Source organism: Labrys miyagiensis (assembly GCF_030160835.1).
GTDB lineage: Bacteria > Pseudomonadota > Alphaproteobacteria > Rhizobiales > Labraceae > Labrys > Labrys miyagiensis.
Genome location: NZ_BSPC01000005.1, coordinates 56121 through 73300 on the forward strand (window position 1 = coordinate 56121; position 17180 = coordinate 73300).

General features: G+C 60.6%; 13 protein-coding genes. 6 read left to right on the forward strand and 7 right to left on the reverse strand.

Annotated features, from left to right (window positions below; all coding sequences use genetic code 11):
* Positions 1 to 41: 41 nt before the first annotated feature.
* Positions 42 to 2087, reverse strand: a complete 2046-nt coding sequence (locus QQL24_RS01045; protein WP_284310022.1) for a M3 family metallopeptidase — start codon at positions 2085 to 2087, stop codon at positions 42 to 44.
* Positions 2088 to 2176: 89 nt separating this feature from the next.
* Between QQL24_RS01045 and QQL24_RS01050 the strand changes: the two genes are divergently transcribed.
* Positions 2177 to 2845, forward strand: coding sequence for a sulfite oxidase-like oxidoreductase (locus QQL24_RS01050; RefSeq protein WP_284310023.1), 669 nt, complete (start codon positions 2177 to 2179; stop codon positions 2843 to 2845).
* A 311-nt stretch (positions 2846 to 3156) separates the two neighbouring features.
* Positions 3157 to 3909 (forward strand): GntR family transcriptional regulator, encoded by a 753-nt coding sequence (locus QQL24_RS01055; RefSeq protein ID WP_284310024.1) that lies wholly within the window; start codon positions 3157 to 3159, stop codon positions 3907 to 3909.
* Between the two features lie 1454 nt (positions 3910 to 5363).
* Here the strand turns inward: QQL24_RS01055 and QQL24_RS01060 are convergent.
* Positions 5364 to 6140 (reverse strand): response regulator transcription factor, encoded by a 777-nt coding sequence (locus tag QQL24_RS01060; RefSeq protein WP_284310025.1) that lies wholly within the window; start codon positions 6138 to 6140, stop codon positions 5364 to 5366.
* Positions 6141 to 7555: 1415 nt separating this feature from the next.
* Here QQL24_RS01060 and QQL24_RS01065 point away from each other — a divergent pair.
* Complete coding sequence (locus tag QQL24_RS01065; RefSeq protein ID WP_284310026.1) at positions 7556 to 8308, forward strand: GntR family transcriptional regulator; 753 nt, start codon at positions 7556 to 7558, stop codon at positions 8306 to 8308.
* 49 nt (positions 8309 to 8357) lie between these two features.
* On the opposite strand, the gene QQL24_RS01070 is transcribed toward QQL24_RS01065, so the two are convergent.
* The 4 genes from QQL24_RS01070 to lepA form a co-directional block, all read right to left on the reverse strand.
* Positions 8358 to 9152: a response regulator transcription factor gene (locus tag QQL24_RS01070; protein ID WP_284310027.1), complete on the reverse strand. Its 795-nt coding sequence runs from the start codon at positions 9150 to 9152 to the stop codon at positions 8358 to 8360.
* A gap of 858 nt (positions 9153 to 10010) precedes the next feature.
* Complete coding sequence (locus QQL24_RS01075; protein WP_284310028.1) at positions 10011 to 10991, reverse strand: MBL fold metallo-hydrolase; 981 nt, start codon at positions 10989 to 10991, stop codon at positions 10011 to 10013.
* Positions 10992 to 10995: 4 nt separating this feature from the next.
* Entirely contained in the window at positions 10996 to 11490 is a 495-nt protein-coding gene (gene greA / locus QQL24_RS01080) for a transcription elongation factor GreA (protein WP_284310029.1), read from the reverse strand.
* A gap of 9 nt (positions 11491 to 11499) precedes the next feature.
* Positions 11500 to 13305 carry a translation elongation factor 4 gene (gene lepA / locus QQL24_RS01085; protein WP_284310030.1) on the reverse strand — a complete coding sequence of 602 codons (1806 nt, stop codon included), beginning with the start codon at positions 13303 to 13305 and terminating at the stop codon, positions 11500 to 11502.
* Between the two features lie 174 nt (positions 13306 to 13479).
* Between lepA and QQL24_RS01090 the strand changes: the two genes are divergently transcribed.
* Together QQL24_RS01090 and QQL24_RS01095 are read left to right on the forward strand one after the other, a co-directional pair.
* Positions 13480 to 14196 carry an outer membrane protein gene (locus tag QQL24_RS01090; RefSeq protein ID WP_284310031.1) on the forward strand — a complete coding sequence of 239 codons (717 nt, stop codon included), beginning with the start codon at positions 13480 to 13482 and terminating at the stop codon, positions 14194 to 14196.
* A gap of 249 nt (positions 14197 to 14445) precedes the next feature.
* Positions 14446 to 15255, forward strand: coding sequence for a transglutaminase-like domain-containing protein (locus QQL24_RS01095; RefSeq protein ID WP_284310032.1), 810 nt, complete (start codon positions 14446 to 14448; stop codon positions 15253 to 15255).
* 31 nt (positions 15256 to 15286) lie between these two features.
* Here the strand turns inward: QQL24_RS01095 and QQL24_RS01100 are convergent, their stop codons facing one another.
* Positions 15287 to 16378, reverse strand: coding sequence for an extracellular catalytic domain type 1 short-chain-length polyhydroxyalkanoate depolymerase (locus tag QQL24_RS01100; RefSeq protein ID WP_284310033.1), 1092 nt, complete (start codon positions 16376 to 16378; stop codon positions 15287 to 15289).
* 183 nt (positions 16379 to 16561) lie between these two features.
* Between QQL24_RS01100 and QQL24_RS01105 the strand changes: the two genes are divergently transcribed.
* A complete protein-coding gene (locus QQL24_RS01105) occupies positions 16562 to 17053 on the forward strand; it encodes a GFA family protein (RefSeq protein WP_284310034.1) in 492 nt (163 codons plus the stop codon).
* The last annotated feature ends 127 nt before the right edge of the window (positions 17054 to 17180 follow it).

Consider the following 17180-nt stretch of genomic DNA (forward strand, 5'->3'; position numbering starts at 1 on the left):
GTCGCGTTTCCAAGAGCCCGCTGGGAAGCCGGCGCTCCCGGCTATGCCGCCAGGCCGCGCTTCCTGAGCAGCGCCTCGGGCCGGGGATCATGCCCGCGGAAATCCCGGTACGCCTTCGCGGCGTCCTGCTTGTTGCCGGCCGAATAGACGAATTCCTTCAGCTTGCGGGCCGTTTCCGCATCGAAGATATCCCCTGCCCCGACGAAGGCGTCGAAGCCGTCGGCATCCAGCACTTCCGACCAAAGGTAGGAATAATAGGCCGAGGAATAGCCCTCGCCCGAGAAGACATGCTGGAAATGCGGCGGGCGATGGCGCATCACCATCGCCTTGGGCATGTCGATCTCCTTCAGGACCTTGGTCTCGAAGGCGCCGGCATCGAAGCCCTCGGTGCTCTCGAGCAGGTGCATTTCGAGGTCCACCAGCGCGGAGGAGACATATTCCACCGTGGCGAAGCCCTGGTTGAAGGTGCGGCTGGCGAGCAGGCGGTCGAGCAGCGCCTTGGGCATCGGCTCGCCCGTCTTGTAATGCACGGCGTAGCGCTCCAGCACCTGCGGCTGCTCCAGCCAGTGCTCGTAGAGCTGGGAGGGGAACTCCACGAAGTCACGCACCACGCTGGTGCCCGACAGCAGTGGATAGGTCACGTTCGACAACAGGCCATGCAGGCCGTGACCGAGCTCGTGGAACAGCGTGCGGGCATCGTCGAAGGAGAGCAGCGTCGGCTCGCCGGCGGCGCCGCGGGCGAAGTTCATGACATTGACGATGATCGGCTTGATCTCGCCATTGAGCTTTTCCTGGCTGCGGAAGGCGCTCATCCAGGCGCCGCTGCGCTTGGAGGAACGGGCGAAATAATCGCCATAGAACAGGCCGACGCTCTTGCCCGCGCTGTCCGTCACCTCGAAGGCACGCACGTCGGGATGATAGACCGGCACGTCCTTGCGCTCGGTGAAGGTGATGCCGAACAGGCGGCTGGCGGTGTCGAAGGCCGCTTCGATGATCTTGTCGAGCTGCAGGTAGGGCTTCAGCTCGGTCTCATCGAGCTCATATTGCTGCTTGCGCTTCCTCTCGGCGTAATAGCGCCAGTCCCAGGCCGAGACCTCGATATTGTCACCCTGCTCGGCGGCAAGCTTCTGCAGGCCCTCGCGCTCGATCAGCGCCTGCTTGCGGGCGGGCTTCCACACCGAGCGCAGGAGATCCATCGCCGCTTCGGGCGTCCCAGCCATGGAATCGTCGAGCCGGTAATGGGCGAAGGTCTCGTAGCCCAGGAGCTTGGCCCGCTCGGCGCGCAAGGCCACCACTTCGGCGATGATGGCTCGGTTGTCGGTGGCGCCGCCGCCTTCGCCCCGGGCGAGCCAGGCCTTGAAGGCGGTCTCGCGCAGGTCACGCCGGGCCGAGAATTGCAGGAAAGGCTCGATAAGCGAGCGCGACAGCGTGACGATATGGCCGCTCTCGCCGCGATCGGTGGCAGCGCCGGCGCTGGCGGCGACCAGGAAGTCGGGCAGGCCGGCCAGATCGGCCTCGCCGTCGAGCTTCATCACCCAGGATTTCTCGTCATTGAGCACATTCTGGCCGAACTGCGTGCCGAGGCTGGCGAGCCGCTCGGAAATGGCGGCGAGGCGCTGCTTGACGTCCTCCGGCCTGCCGGCGCCGGCGCGACGAAAGGCCATGTGATAGCGCTCCAGCACGCGCAGCTGCTCGGCAGAGAGGCTGAGGCTGTCGCGCTTGGCGTAAACCGCATCGATGCGGCGGAACAGCTTGTCGTTGAGATAGATCGCCGTGTGATGGCGCGAGAGGATCGGCGCCATGTCGCGCTCGATCGCCTGGATGTCCTCGTTGGTGTTGGAACCGGCGAGGTTGAAGAACACCGAAGCGACCCGGTCGAGTGCCTGGCCGGAGCGCTCGAAGGCACCGAGCGTGTTGTCGAACGTCGGCTCCTCCACACTGTCGGCAATCCCGGCGATCTCGGCCTTGTTCGTCGCCAGCGCGGCATCGAAGGCGGGCCGGTAATGCTCGGTCCGGATCTCGGCGAAGGGCGGTGCGCCGAAGGGGGCGGACCAAGGGGCAAGCAGGGGATTGCTGTCAGCGGACATGAAGGGCTCTCGATTCGTTGCCGGCTCTTATAGCAGCCGAACTTCCATCGACCGAGATATGCATTATGGTCCGATTTGTGGAGGCCACCATGACCGACGACAAGGATCCCGCGACACCTGCCGACTCGAAGCTGACGCGCACCAAGCAGCTGTGGGCGCAAGCCGGCAAGTTCCTGACCGGCCGAGTGGCACGGCCCGAAAGCGACCGCTTACCGCCCGGTCAGCATCTCGTGAGGGACTGGCCGGTGCTCGATCTCGGCGTGCAGCCGCAGGTGAACCGGCAGACCTGGCAGCTCGACGTGTTCGGCGCGGTCGAAAATCCGATCGTCTGGGATTTTGAAGCCTACTCCGCCCAGCCGCAGAGTACGGAAGTGTGCGACATCCACTGCGTCACCACCTGGTCGCGCTATGACAACCGCTTCGAAGGCCTGTCTACGCAGGCGCTGGCCGAGATCGTCAGGCCCAAAGCCGAGGCCAGCCATGTCGTGCTGCATTCCTCCGACGGCTACACCACCAATCTCTCGCTGCAGGATTTCCTCGGCGACGACGTGCTGATCGCCCACACTTGGAACGGCGCCCCGCTTTCACGCGAACATGGCGGCCCCGTGCGCCTCGTGGTGCCCCGCCTCTATTTCTGGAAAAGCGCCAAGTGGCTCAGCCGCATCGAATTCGCCACCCGCGACAAGCCGGGATTTTGGGAGCTGCGCGGCTATCACAACCGTGGGGATCCATGGCGGGAGGAGCGCTACAGCGCTTGAGGCTCAGGGAGCGTTCCCTGTTCTGTTCGCCCCATGGAAAAGGCGGCCGGGCGTGGGCGCACGGCCCTCTGAAACGAGGGAAAAGCACGCCGAATTTGTGAGGCATTTACTTATTAAACGGCGATGACATTCGATCTGTTTTCTTTTAAGACGCCATTATTCGTATTTATGACCTTAAATGGCCGACTTATCTAGGCGATAGCGAAATCGCTAGGGAACTTGTCTGGCCTTGGACGATTGTAATGCCCGAATCGCAACAGGACGGCCGCGAATTGCCGGAGGAAGGGCGGGCTATTCGATGGAGTTCGGGAATGCCAACTAAAGCGCTGTTATCCAACCATCTTGGGGGCTTCCTGCAGGGCCAGAGCCGTCGTGGGCTTTATCCCGCGATCATCGCCGGGTTCCAAAGCGCCATCGCCGAGAAGGTGCTCAAGCCTGGCGATATCCTGCCTCCGGAGCGCGATCTCAGTGCGACGCTCGGTGTCTCGCGCAATCTCGTTCGTCGTGCGCTGCATGCGCTGGAAGGCGAGGGTATCCTGGTGACGCGCCATGGTTCCGGAACTGTCGTATCGCAGGATTTCCGCCGTTCCACCAATTCCATCCTCGGCTTCTCGGAGGAAACACGCCGGCGCGGCATGCACCCCAGCAGCCGGGTCATTCGTGACGTTGTTCGGGTGCCGACAATACCCGAAATACGCGAGCTTGGCCTGGCGATCGACGGCGACATCAGGGAACTCGTGCGCGTTCGCCTGGCCGACGACGTGCCCGTGGCGGTGGAGATCGCTCTTCTGCCGGCCTGGACCATCGAACTCAGCTTCGATGGCAGCGGGCAATCGCTCTATGAAGCCATGGAGGCACGAGGAACCCGGCCTGTGCGGGTGCTGCAGGAGATCAGCGCTACCGCTGCCGATGCCGTCGTCGTCGGGGGTCTCGACATTCGACCGGGCAGTCCAGTGCTAAAAATCACCCGCAAGGGGTTGGATGCCTCAAATATCGTGGTGGAATTCACCACGTCCTATTACCCTGCCGATCAGTATATCTGGCTGACGGAACTACGGCGTTGAGAGTATTCCTGCGAGGCCGAGCGCAACAGAATTTGCCATCCCGGCTGTACCAAAGCAAAAGTCGGGGCGACTGTGTATTTAATCGGATGGGAGAGCGCTCCGACGGCGGCGCGGCCGGTTGAGACAGGCCGAACTGGTTGGCGGCGGCTTAAAGCGTTTTGCGACTTGACGAAATCGGCAAGAATCGCAAAGACGCGTCGAAACAAGGAGATAAGGGATCGTTAAAAAATAAGTGCATCAAGCGCGACGCTTGCGCCTCTCCTGCTCCCTGAACACCGGCTTGCCGATGCACTGAATTCTTCAACGATACCCAAGTGTCAGCCTCTTTCGCTTTCCCACCGCAACGCGCAAACGCTCTCGTTCCCACGCCCTTTCCGGCTGGGTTGATGAGGAGACCGGGCGATGGCGGCTGCGGAGCAGCCGTGAAAGCAAGATCATGGAAGATGCAGGCCGCACTGTCGGTGCAGGCCGCCATCGCCCCGTTCCGGTTGCCTGGCCCGCTGACAAGGCGTGCAAGGCCACCTGTTTTTCCGCCTTCCGAAGGCGGAGGCGAGCCGGGAGCGGATGGCACGGACCATCCGAACCTGAGCCAGCCGGCTCGGTGAAGGGGCTCAGCGCTGCAGTCCTGGCCGGACAGTGGCATGAGCCGTCTTCACCGCATCGGCGGGACGTGGGGACGAAGGCGTTGACGGGCTCAAGCCCGTCACGCTCCGTCCAGGGATCTTGATCGCGTGGTCTTTCCATCGCGTGGCACTTCCATGGGGTGCCGATCCCGTCTGTCCCGCTCATCACCCCCTGGAAGCCGGCTTCGAGAGAAGCAGGACCGCCGTGCGCCTGCCACTTGGATAGGCTGTCGGGGTGGATGGAGGCGTTCGGAGCCGGGTTGATCATACACCGACCGCTGACGCCTCATTCCGTTAGGGAATAAAACATGGGAGCGAATGAAAGTCAATACTAGTTCTGTGTTTGTCCCGCGCAATCGGGTGAATGCCCTTATGGTCATCCCGTGCACACTACGCTACCCGGTGATGTGGCGCAGTCAGACCCAACAAGCGTTCGGTCTGACTGCGAGGCGGCATGGCATGCCGCATCGCGTCCGGGATGACCATGAAAGCCTTCGCCCGTTTACCCTGTCTTTTTGTGCTCATTCCGCCGAAGGAGGATGCCAGGCAGGGTGCTGTCGATTGATCCGGTCGCTGACGAGCGGTTTGACCGGGTAACCAAGGGATCGTTTAAGATCAAGCGCTTCAAGCGCCGCGCCTCTCTCGCACTCCCGACACCGGCTTGCCGGTTCACTTATTTTCTAACGGCCCGTAAGGTCAAAACAGCGGTTAAGCTTAAACGCGCTTTGCTCTATAGCGTTTTGCGATTTGACGGAATCGGCAAGAATCGCAAAGACGCGTCGAAACAAAGAGTTAGAGTAAAAATGCGTTTGCGCCTAAACGCGTTTTGCTCTAGTGATAGGTGACCTGCCCGCCCGCCATGGACGCCCCGAGGAAGCCGTTTCCACAGTACATCTGTTGCAACTCGACACGGAAACGCTGACGAGCCTGCATCTCGCTCGAATACTTCACCAGATCGCCGCACAAGCCAGGCAGGGAAGCGGTCGTTTTGACGCTCAGCCTTTTCATGATGTTACGCAGATGGGCCTTCACCGTCCTCTCGCGCAAGCGGAGCCGCGCGGCGATCTCGGCATTGGACAGGCCCAGGCCGACAGCTTCGATAATCGCGAGTTGGCGAGGCGTGGCACCCGTAAGCCCGCCGAGGCCCGGAGAGATCTCGCAAGCCCGGTCGACATGCAAGGCCGTGGCGACGCCCGCCCTAGCTTCGGCGCCTGGCGGCACGAAATTACCGCCCATCATGACCACCCGGGTTGCTGCCACAACGACGTCGACGCTGTCGCGGCTGCAGAGCCAGCCCTTGACGCCGAGGCGCGAGGCCCGCGCGCGATCGTCGACATTGTGCCGATCGGAAATCAGAATGATCCGGGGCATCGCCAACTTGGGGCCGTGGTAGATGGTTTGCAATTGCTCGAAAGTGGCTTGATCCAATATCAGGATGCCCTTATGTGGGCTCGCTCCGCCGCGGGCACGGAACCAATCGGACAAGTCAGCAAACCCTTCGACGGTTTCCCGCGGAAATTCCGACGCCAGGACGGTTTCCATGCAACCGCGCATCAGAGAGCTTTTATTTATCAGTTGGATAGTGGTAATATTCATGGTCTGGTCCATTTTCGTGACTCTTTTCAAAGAGTTTCATCTTTTGAACAGTACGGTTCTTTTACGTTCGACCACGACGTGAAAAGACCACTGTACGTTTTCTGTGACTTTAGTTCACTTGAACAACGTAGATTCCACAGCGTTAGCTTGCACACTGTGGGTTTCCACACTTCCAAGATAGTCTCGTAACGGAACTGACAAAACTGCTCAGTTCGAACGTCAGCTCTAATCCAAAAGTAGCAAAATTTATGCTATTCGGACATTTCAGTATTTTTATATTACGCAACGGCATTTGGGGCGATATATCCAGTGATATCGCCGGAGACTGCTTAGCAGAACTCTTGCTTTGCAAGTCCGTATGCGGCCATCTACTTTGCGCGCCGCACGCGCTTGGTCTGATACACTCGTAAACCACACAAGAACCAATTCTGTCAAGTGGCACCCATAGGTAATTAGTGGTATCTGGATCAGGCCACATGGCGCGTTTGAACGATGCAGGTATGTCGTCTTGCAAATCGATGATGAGATCAAATCCTCGGCCAAAGGTACTCCATCAATCAGCCGGTATTAAATACGTGGATCGATTTGTATGACTGTTTAACTAAATAGACGTTTGAAGGTCAATGCCTCATAGTTACCTTTTAAAACATTACTGTATCATAACGCATATTATACGTAATTATAGGCCGAGAGTGAATGAACTCCCGTGACATGGTGACATAATTGCTATGGCGTCAAAGTTCCTTACTGAATCCGGTCGGCCGTGACCGGAAACTGGCGGACCGATATATTGGCGCTTGAGTGGTCTCATTGAACCGTCCGGCGACGCTGGGCACGGACAGGTCGCCGACCCCCCCCCCCCGCTGGATATCTCGGAGGTGTGCGACTATCCCCTTTGCAATGCCTCCCTGGCGGGAAGAGCGATATCACGGCGGAGATTAGAGGGGTCTTTCCCGCTTTACCCTGGCTGCGAAACACGCAGATCGGCAGTGGTGCCGCCCCCGAAATCGCCTGCGCACTCACACATGGAGGAGCATGGCCATACCGTTCGCGATGCGGTATGTCATGCCGCGCCGCAGACAGGGGATCGTAATCTGAGAGAACTCCATTCTCCCGGATCTGTACAGCATCCCTACGATGTAGCGCGCCCGGAAGGACAGACAAGCCCATATGCGACGGCCCTGCCGAAATTGGGGAGGGCGCCCCAATCTTTCAGGTAATTTACTTATCCGACCTCAGTGACATAGGATCGATCTGCTTTTAGAATTTAACTATTCGCGTTTCGGATCCTCGACGGTAGGCGTTGACCGGCGACATCAATATCGCCGGTAAACTCGTCGGAACCGTGATCAATCTTCGCACTCAAATCGCATCGGTGCGGCCGCGCATTACCGGACAAATGGGCGGCTATCCGATGGAGTTCAGGAATGCCGACCAAAGCGCTCTTATCCAGCCATCTTAACGGTTTTCTGCAAGGCCAGACTCGGCGGGAACTCTATCCCGCGATCGTCGCCGGGTTTCAAAGCGCCATTACTGAGAGGGTGCTGAAGCCAGGCGATGTCCTGCCGCCGGAACGCGATCTCAGTGCGACGCTCGGTGTCTCGCGCAATCTCGTTCGCCGCGCACTCCAGACCCTGGAAGGCGAGGGTATCCTGGTGACGCGCCATGGTTCCGGAACCGTCGTGTCGCAAGATTTCCGCCGTTCCACCAACTCCATCCTCGGCTTCTCGGAGGAAACACGCCGGCGCGGCATGCACCCCAGCAGCCGGGTTATTCGCGATGTCGTTCGGGTGCCGACAATACCCGAAATACGCGAACTGGGCCTGGCGATCGACGGCGACATCCGGGAGCTCGTACGCGTCCGCCTGGCCGATGACGTGCCAAGGGTGGTGGAGATCGCTCTTCTGCCGGCCTGGGCCATCGAACTTAGCTTCGATGGCAAGGGACAATCGCTCTATGAAGCCATGGAGGCACGAGGGACCCGGCCCGTGCGGATCCTGCAAGAGATCAGCGCTACGGCGGCTGAAACCATCGTTGCCGAAGGTCTCGACGTTCAGCCCGGCAGTCCGGTGCTGAAAATCATCTGGAAAGGACTGGATGCCTCAAATATCGTGGTGGAATTCACCACGTCCTATTACCCTGCCGATCAGTATATCTGGCTTACGGAGCTGCGGCGTTGAGAACGATCCTGTAAGTCCGAGTTCGACTGAACCGGCTCGCCGCATCGGCTCAGTGGTAGGTCACTTGTTCACTCGCGGAGCGCTCGCCGCGGAGACCCTCTCCCCAATACATTCGCTCCAACTCGACACGGAAGCGCCGACGAGCCTGCATTTTACTGGAATGCTTCACCAGATCCTCGCACACGCTGGCGAGGGACGCGGCAGTTTTGACGCACAGCCTTTTCATGAGGCTGCGCAGATGGGCCTTCACCGTCTCCTTGCGCAGGCGGAGTCGTGCAGCGATCTCGGCATTGGAAAGACCGAGACCCACGGCCTCGATAATCGCGAGCTGGCGAGGGGTAGCACCCGAAAGCCTGCCGAAATGCCCGGAGGCCCCGAAAACCTGCTCGCAATTCACAGCCGCTGCGGCCTCCGCCTTGGCCTCGCAGCTCGTCGGCACAAAAATACCGCCCGACATGGCCACCCGGGTTGCCGCCACCACTGCGTCGACACCGTCGCGCGTGGAGATCCAGCCTTTCACGCTGAGCCGCGAGGCCTGCGCAAGATTGCCGGCATTGTGATAATCGGAAATCACGATAATCTGGGGCATCTCGCACTTGGGCCCGTGATAGACGGTTTGTAATTGCTCGAAAGCGCCTTGGTCCAATATCAGGATACTCTGGCGCGGGTTATATCCGCCCGAGGCGCGGAACCAATCAGACAAAGTCGCAAATCCATCGACAGCTTCCCGTGAAAACGCCGAAGACAGGACAGCCTCCATGCAATCACGCATCAGAGATCTTTTAGTTACTAACTGTATAGAGGTAGCCTTCACGATCCGCTGCATCATACGTTTCTTTTTCATAGAGTTTCTTACTTAAACAACGCTGATTTTTTACTTATCGTACACCGTAGAAAGAGTACCATGCGTATTTACTAACCACGTTCGTCCAAAAAATAACGGATGTACTGGTCCTGCTTAATTTAATAAGTAAGATTTATTTGAAAATAAGTTCGCGACCAAAATTATGCATTCGCGTTCCACTCTGGTTACAGAGTTCCGGCAAAAACGATTGGTATTGTATCTAATAACTAAATTTATTCTGTCACTAACACCCATAAGAGCCGGCAAGCAGGTTGTTTACTCAAGAAGTTACTTGGACAAGAACCTTACTCTACCAACTCGTACGTGCTTTCTACTTTATGTAACACTGTCCGTTGTTGTCTTGATGCACCGTAAACCACATGAGAACCAATTCTGTCAAGCGCCGCCCATGCATAATTAGTGGTATCTGGATCAGGCCACGTGAGACGTGAGAATGATGCGAGCATGTCGCCTTACAGATCGCAATATGATGTTAATTCTTCCCGTGAGAATACTTCATCGATCGGGAATACTAAGTCCCCGGTCGTTTTTGTATGACAAATTTTATTAGCAGATGCTCTAAAGGCTATACATTAAATTTATACTTTGATGCATTACTGTAATACCACTTATATTAGCGTTTCTATACGCAATATTTGAGGCCGTATGTTAATGTAATATCGTTATATATCGATATAATTACTTAGATGTCCAAGTTTCTTACTGAATTCTGTCAACCGTGACTCGAACGTGACGGATCGGTATATTGGTGCTTGAATGGTCTCATTGCGGCCGTCCGGCACCCCATAGCGACGCTGGCCCGGCGGCCGTTGGAGCCTCTACGCCGGCTGAGCCTCATCAAGCTCCCGAAGCAGCGACAATGACGGGTTGCCCCAAGGCGGGAGTACGAAAATCGAGCCCGCGGCCGGCGGGAGCCGCCGAGGCGAGAGCCTCGGCCAGCAGGCGCGGCGGCGCATCGATGGCGTCGTCGGCGAGCGGAAAGGTGCCGTGGTGGATGGCGAGGCTCACCTGCGATTCCAGCGTGAGGCTGGCTGCCAGGGCTTCGGCCGGATCCATATGCACCGGGCTCATGAACCAGCGCGGCTCATAGGCGCCGATCGGGATGAGGGAGAGCGTCATCGGGCCGAAATGCCGGCGAATCGCCGCAAAATGCGCGCCGTCGCCGCTGTCGCCCGCGAAATAGATCCGGCCCAGCGCGGTCTCCAGCACGAAGCCACCCCACAGCGCGGCGTTGCGATCGAAGGGGCCGCGCGCCGAGAAATGTTCCGCCGGGACAAAGGTCGCGCGCAGTCCGAACTCTTGATGGCTCTGGCCCCAATCGAGCTCCACCACCCGCCCCGAGGGCACGGACCTGCCGGTCCTGAGACCGGTGAGGATCAGGGGATCGTCGCGACCCACCAGCGCCGCCAAGGTCGAGCGGTCGAGGTGGTCGTAATGGTTGTGGCTGAGCAGGACGAGGTCGATCGGCGGCAGGTCCGCCAAGGCAAAAGCCGGATCGCGCACACGCTTGACGCCCAGCCACGGCAAGGGTCCGGCCGTCCGCGACAGCATCGGATCGGTCAGAATGTTGAGCCCGGCCAGCTGGAGCAGCACGGTGGCATGCCCGATCAGCGCGGCGCGGATGGTGCCGTCATCCACCCTGTCCGGCGGCGGGGCGGCCTGGATGGGCTCCAGGCGCTTGGGCCAGCGGGCACGGCGGCGCGTCAGCATCCATTTCAGGACCGAGGCAAATCCATGCGCGTCCGGCCCAGAGAGATTGCTGAAGCGCCTGCCGTCGAAGGGCGCGGGGCCAAGCCCGGCTGGAACGGGAGCATGCATGGCCTCAGGCATCCCCCGGCAATTCGATCGCCAGGATTTCGATGTCCTGCCCCGCGACCTCGGCGACATCGCCGACCCGCTTGCCGGCAAGAGCCCTTGCCATCGGCGAGACATAGGAGATCGATCCCTGCCGGGGGTCGGCCTCATCCTCGCCGACGATGGTGAAGGCTTGGCGGCGGCCGTCGCCTCGCTCGAAGGTCACACGGATGCCGAAGCCGGCCTCCCCGACACTGCGCGGCACGGTCAGCTGCGCGGTCTTGGCCCGCTCGGCGAAATAGACGAGATCGCGCAGGGCCATCGCGGCCTCGCGCCGGCGTTCGTTCACATCCTCGATCGCCTGCGCCCGATCATGGGCGGCCCGCGCCTCGGCCAACGCAGCCTCCAGCAACGCCAGTCCTCGCGCGGTAACAAGGTTGGGGTGAGGCGAGACGGGACGATCGGGAAGCTCGACTTCCGAGGCGGTCGCCGCGCTGTCCTCGCGGGTGAATGCAACGCTCATCCGGCCAGCCTAGCCATCCACCTTCAGGGCGGCGATGAAGGCTTCCTGCGGGATATCGACCTTGCCGAACTGCCGCATCTTCTTCTTGCCTTCCTTCTGCTTCTCCAGAAGCTTGCGCTTTCTGGTGATGTCGCCGCCATAGCACTTGGCGGTGACGTCCTTGCGCAAGGCGCGGATGGTCTCGCGAGCGATGATCTTGGCGCCGATAGCGGCCTGGATCGGGATGACGAACATGTGCTGGGGGATGAGGTCCTTCAGCTTCTCGCACATCGCGCGGCCGCGGCTCTCCGCCCGGTCGCGGTGCACCAGCATGGAAAGCGCGTCCACCGGCTCGGCATTGACCAGGATCTGCATCTTGACGAGATCGCCCTCGCGGTAATCCGTGAGGTGATAGTCGAAGGAGGCGTAGCCCTTCGACACCGATTTCAGGCGGTCGTAGAAGTCGAACACCACCTCGTTGAGCGGCAGGTCGTACTGCACCATGGCGCGCTTGCCGACATAATTGAGGTCGACCTGCACGCCGCGCCGATCCTGGCAGAGCTTGAGGATCGAGCCGAGGTAGTCGTCCGGCGTCAGGATGGTGGCGCGGATCCAGGGCTCCTCGATCGAGGCGATTTTCACCACGTCCGGCATGTCGACCGGGTTGTGCAGCTCGATCTGCGCACCGTCGGTCATGTTGATCTTGTAGATCACCGAGGGGGCGGTGGCGATCAGGTCGAGATTGAACTCGCGCTCCAGGCGCTCCTGGATGATCTCGAGATGCAGCAGGCCGAGGAAGCCGCAGCGAAAGCCGAAGCCGAGCGCGGCGGAGGATTCCATCTCGAAGGAGAACGAGGCATCGTTGAGGCGAAGGCGCCCCATCGCGGCGCGCAGATCCTCGAAATTGGCGGCGTCCACCGGAAAGAGGCCGCAGAACACCACGGGCTGCGCCGGCTTGAAGCCTGGCAGCGGCTGCACATTGTTCTTGCGATCGTCGGTGATGGTGTCGCCGACGCGGGTATCGGCCACTTCCTTGATGGAGGCGGTGATGAAACCGATCTCGCCGGGGCCGAGCGCCTCGATATTCTGCATCTTCGGCCGGAAGACGCCGAGACGGTCGACCTCGTAATGCGCGTCGGTGCCGATCATCTTGATGCGCTGGCCCTTCTTCAGGGTGCCGTCGAAGATGCGCACCAGCACCACGACGCCGAGATAGGCATCGTACCAGCTGTCCACCAGCAGTGCCTTGAGCGGGGCCTCGCGGTCGCCCTTGGGTGGGGGCAGGCGGTTGACGATGGCTTCCAGCACCAGGTCGATGTTGAGGCCGGTCTTGGCCGAAATCGGCACCGCCTCGGAAGCATCGATGCCGATCACATCCTCGATCTGCTGCTTGATGCGGTCGGGCTCGGCCGCCGGCAGGTCGATCTTGTTGAGCACCGGCACGAGCTCATGATTGGCGTCGATGGCGTGGTAGACATTGGCGAGGGTCTGCGCCTCCACACCCTGCGAGGCGTCCACCACCAGGAGCGAGCCCTCGCAGGCCGCCAGCGAGCGCGAGACCTCATAGGCGAAGTCGACATGGCCGGGCGTATCCATCAGGTTGAGGATATAGTCCTTGCCGTTCTGGGCGCGGTAGTTCAGGCGCACGGTCTGCGCCTTGATGGTGATGCCGCGTTCGCGCTCGATATCCATGGAATCGAGCACCTGCTCGACCATCTCGCGATCGGTCAGGGTGCCGGTAGCCTGGATCAGACGATCGGCAAGCGTCGACTTGCCGTGGTCGATATGGGCCACGATGGAGAAATTCCGGATATTTTCGATGGGTTCTGCGCTCATCCGGGCGCAATAGCAGAGAGGATGGAGCGCGCCAAGGGCCTAAGGCGTATCGAGCTGCTGCAGCAAGGAGAAAGCGTGTCCCGCGCCGAATCCTTAACCAATCCTTAACAAACCCTGCCTTTTTTCGCCACAGTGCTGTATCTCTATGGAAGCGCTTGTCCATGCATGGAAAACATGTCCTTGAGATCAACCGCCCTCCTTGCCGTTATTGCCGCAATGTTTGCGGTCCCGGCTCTTGCGGCAGATCTCGCGGCACCGGGGCCTGAGCCCGTCACACAGCTGCCCGCCTATGCCCAATACAATTGGAGCGGCCCCTATGTCGGCATCCAGGCCGGGTATGGCTGGGGCAAGTCCACCGGCGGCTCTCCCTTGCTGGGTTCGCGCAAGCTCGATCCCAAAGGACCCTTCGGTGGCCTGCATGCCGGCTACAACTACCAGTTTCCCGGCGGCTTTCTGCTCGGTGTCGAAGCTGATGCCAACCTCGCCGGCCTGAGAGGCGATGGCGGCGTGCTTTCCAGTGGCGGCGCGGCGTTGCCCGGTACCTATGGCAATTCCAGCATGGACTGGAACGCTTCGATCCGCGCCCGCGCCGGCTACGGCATCGACCGCTTCCTGCCTTACATCACCGGCGGCGTGGCTTTCGGCGGCTACAAGTTCGATCCCGTCTATGGCGTGGCCGGGCGGCAACCCTTCTCCGATACGCTCACCGGCTGGACCATTGGCGGCGGCCTCGAATATGGCTTCACCGACAACATCACCGGGCGCATCGAATATCGCTATACCGACTATGGCAGCATGAGTACCGGCATCAAGAACGTCGCTCCGCTCGAGAACTCGCGCACCGATCTCAAGACCAACGATGTGCATGTGGGCGTAAGCTACAAGTTCTGAGGCTGGCGGCGCGATTACTGGTCGCATCGACGGTGGAAAGCCCGCTACCGGCCGTTTGCCCTTTCTTTCGGCAGGGGGGCCCGGCTTAGCGATAGTCAGGGCGGGCTTTCGCGTGTCATAATTTCGTCTTCGGCATCTTCGCACGTGGAACCGTTCACGCGCCGAACCATTACTCTTCGATCGCCGGCACGCGTGGGACAACCGCCTCTCGCTCCAGCCGAGCGAGGCCTCCTGGGACGGGATTTGCCGATGCTGATTCGATATGGCTACGAGATCACGATCCAGTGCGCCCAGCCCACCGCTCTCGTCTGCCTCTTATCGATCAACGAGCAACGCGCCGCCGATATTCGCGTGCCGGAGACGGTCTGGACCAACCCCAGCATCCCGACCACCGCCTATCACGATATGTTCGGCAATGTCTGCCGGCGCATGGTCGCCCCCGCCGGCGACCTCACCATCTGGGGCGATGCCACGATCTGGGACAGCGGCCTGCTCGATGAAATCGCCCTCGGCGCCCGCGAATTCCCGGTGCCCGACCTGCCGGACGAATGCCTCGTCTACCTGATGGGCAGCCGCTATTGCGAGACGGACCGGCTGAGCCAGGCCGCATGGGACCTTTTCGGCCAGTTGCCGCCGGGCTGGAGCCGGGTGCAGGCGATCTGTGATTTCGTAAATAATCATATCAAGTTCGACTACATGCAGGCCCGCTCGACCCGCACCGCCTTCGAAGCCTTCAACGAGCGCATCGGCGTGTGCCGCGATTTCGCCCATCTGGCCCTGACCCTGTGCCGCTGCCTCAACATTCCCGCGCGCTACATCAACGGCCATCTCGGCGATATCGGCGTACCGGTCGTCGACCCCATGGATTTCAGCGCCTGGATCGAAGTGTTCCTGGAAGGCAAATGGTACACCTTCGATCCGCGCAACAATACGCCCCGCATCGGCCGCGTCGTGGTGGCGCGCGGGCGTGACGCCGCCGACATCCCGCTGATCAATTCCTTCGGCCCGCATCTGCTGAAATCGTTCAGGGTATGGACCTACGAGGTCGAGGGCGTGTGAGAAGCGCGCGCGTGGAGTGACCGTCTCCGACTCAGCGCAGCAATCCGGCCGACCGCAGGGCGTTCTCGATCGTCTCCCTGATGCCGCCTCTCCTTGTTTTCGCTGAATCGGGCGAAGCAGTCCGGTCCCCGATCAGGGTGAAATTCGGCTTGTAGAAGGATTGCGCCCGCCGATCGCGGGCTTGCAGCTTCCAGACCTGCGCCAGCTCGCGTGTCGAGGACAGGCCAACATCCAGCATGAAGGGAGCAGCGACGCCGTCAGCGGCAGAGATCGGCGTGCCGTGGCCCATGCCGTCGATGAGATACTGCGTCACCACCTCGGTACCATCGGCTTTGCTCCAGGCCTTGCGGGTATGGTTCTTCGCCTTGACCACGCTGGAGGGCGCTGCGGCGAGGCCATTGAGCCCGCGCCATTGCTCCACGATGCCGTCAGCATTGCTGACCGCGACAGTGGCATCCGCAGTGCCGTGCCAGATCGAAAGCATCGGCCAAGGGCCGGCATGAGGAGATGCCTTCTCGACCAGCGCCTGCAGGGCTTTGCCGGAAGGGCCGCCATGCCCCCGCATGCGATCGAAAGCTTCGGGTATGCTGGTGGCCGTGCCATAGGGCAGCCCCGCGATGATGGCGCCGCCCGCAAACAGTTCGGGATAGGTTGCCAGCATGACGGAGGTCATGGCACCGCCTGCCGACAGGCCGTTGATGAAGATTCGCTTGGGGTCGATGGCGCGATCCGCCACCACCTTGCCGATCATCTGCCGGATCGAGAGCGCCTCGCCGGAATCGCGGGCACAATCTTCCGGGACGAACCAGTTGAAGCACAGATTGGCATTGTTGAGGCGCCGCTGTTCGGGGAAGAGTAAGGCAAAGCCAAGTTCGTCGGCCAGACGCGACCAGCCCGCGCTGAGGTCATAGCCATCCGCCGTCTGGGTGCAGCCGTGCAGGACGACGACCAGGGCTGCGCCTGCCGCCAGATTCGGTGGAATATGGATCTTGCCGGCGAGGCCGCCCGGATTGGAGCCGAAATCGGCAAGCGGCAAGAGCCGCCCGCCGGCGTGAGGCATCTGCATCGCCTTCATGCCCTTGAAGGCCGCCAGTCGATTGATGGTGTCCGACAGATTCCGCATGCCGACGGCTCCTCGTCCTTCGGATCAGCCTGATCCACAATAGTCTCGTTGAAGAGGTAATGCTGCACTGCACAAATTTCCAGGCTAGGCCCTGATATAGACAGTCTGGGAGCAAACAGGCTTCAAAACCGTTTCCCTTCAGGCCTATTCTCAAAAAACCCATCCGACAAATAGGAGACACGCATGCTGCTGAAGGGATCCTGCCACTGCCGTGCGGTGGAATTCAGCGTGAACGCCATGAGCCCGGCGCCGTTCATGCATTGCCATTGCTCGATCTGCCGCAAGACGGCGGGTTCGGGCGGCTATGCCATCAATCTCGGCGCCCATGCGGACAGCCTGAAGGTGACAGGGCGCGACCATATCAGGATCTACCACGCCGTCATGCGCGAGGAGGGCCAGCCCGACACCCGCTCGCCGGCCGAGCGCAATTTCTGCGGCGAATGCGGCAGCGCGCTCTGGCTATGGGATTCGCGCTGGCCGGAACTCATCCATCCCCATGCTTCCGCCATCGACACACCGCTGCCAAAGCCGCCGGAAGTGGTGGAAGCCGCTCTCGCCTATGCGCCGGACTGGATCGAAGTGCCCAAAGGCGAGCGGCACATCCATTGCGACACCTGGCCTCCGGAATCGCTGGAGGACTGGCATAAGCGACATGGGCTGTGGCATGGGAAGTAGCTGGGAGCGCGGACATCCTGTCCGCTCTTCCTCTGTCGTAGAACCATCCGTTTCCAAGAGCGGACAGAATGTCCGCGCTCCCAGTTTTTTCCCCGCCATTGTCGGATCGCCTTACCCTCATTCGTTG

Excerpts from the sequence above, each read along its gene's own strand:
- QQL24_RS01075 (WP_284310028.1), bottom strand. The coding sequence starts at position 10,991 with ATGCATGCTCCCGTTCCAGCCGGGCTTGGCCCCGCGCCCTTCGACGGC.
- QQL24_RS01070 (WP_284310027.1), bottom strand. The coding sequence starts at position 9,152 with ATGAAAAAGAAACGTATGATGCAGCGGATCGTGAAGGCTACCTCTATA.
- greA (WP_284310029.1), bottom strand. The coding sequence starts at position 11,490 with ATGAGCGTTGCATTCACCCGCGAGGACAGCGCGGCGACCGCCTCGGAA.
- QQL24_RS01060 (WP_284310025.1), bottom strand. The coding sequence starts at position 6,140 with ATGGACCAGACCATGAATATTACCACTATCCAACTGATAAATAAAAGC.
- QQL24_RS01045 (WP_284310022.1), bottom strand. The coding sequence starts at position 2,087 with ATGTCCGCTGACAGCAATCCCCTGCTTGCCCCTTGGTCCGCCCCCTTC.
- QQL24_RS01100 (WP_284310033.1), bottom strand. The coding sequence starts at position 16,378 with ATGCGGAATCTGTCGGACACCATCAATCGACTGGCGGCCTTCAAGGGC.
- lepA (WP_284310030.1), bottom strand. The coding sequence starts at position 13,305 with ATGAGCGCAGAACCCATCGAAAATATCCGGAATTTCTCCATCGTGGCC.
- QQL24_RS01050 (WP_284310023.1), top strand. The coding sequence starts at position 2,177 with ATGACCGACGACAAGGATCCCGCGACACCTGCCGACTCGAAGCTGACG.
- QQL24_RS01105 (WP_284310034.1), top strand. The coding sequence starts at position 16,562 with ATGCTGCTGAAGGGATCCTGCCACTGCCGTGCGGTGGAATTCAGCGTG.
- QQL24_RS01095 (WP_284310032.1), top strand. The coding sequence starts at position 14,446 with ATGCTGATTCGATATGGCTACGAGATCACGATCCAGTGCGCCCAGCCC.
- QQL24_RS01055 (WP_284310024.1), top strand. The coding sequence starts at position 3,157 with ATGCCAACTAAAGCGCTGTTATCCAACCATCTTGGGGGCTTCCTGCAG.
- QQL24_RS01090 (WP_284310031.1), top strand. The coding sequence starts at position 13,480 with ATGTCCTTGAGATCAACCGCCCTCCTTGCCGTTATTGCCGCAATGTTT.
- QQL24_RS01065 (WP_284310026.1), top strand. The coding sequence starts at position 7,556 with ATGCCGACCAAAGCGCTCTTATCCAGCCATCTTAACGGTTTTCTGCAA.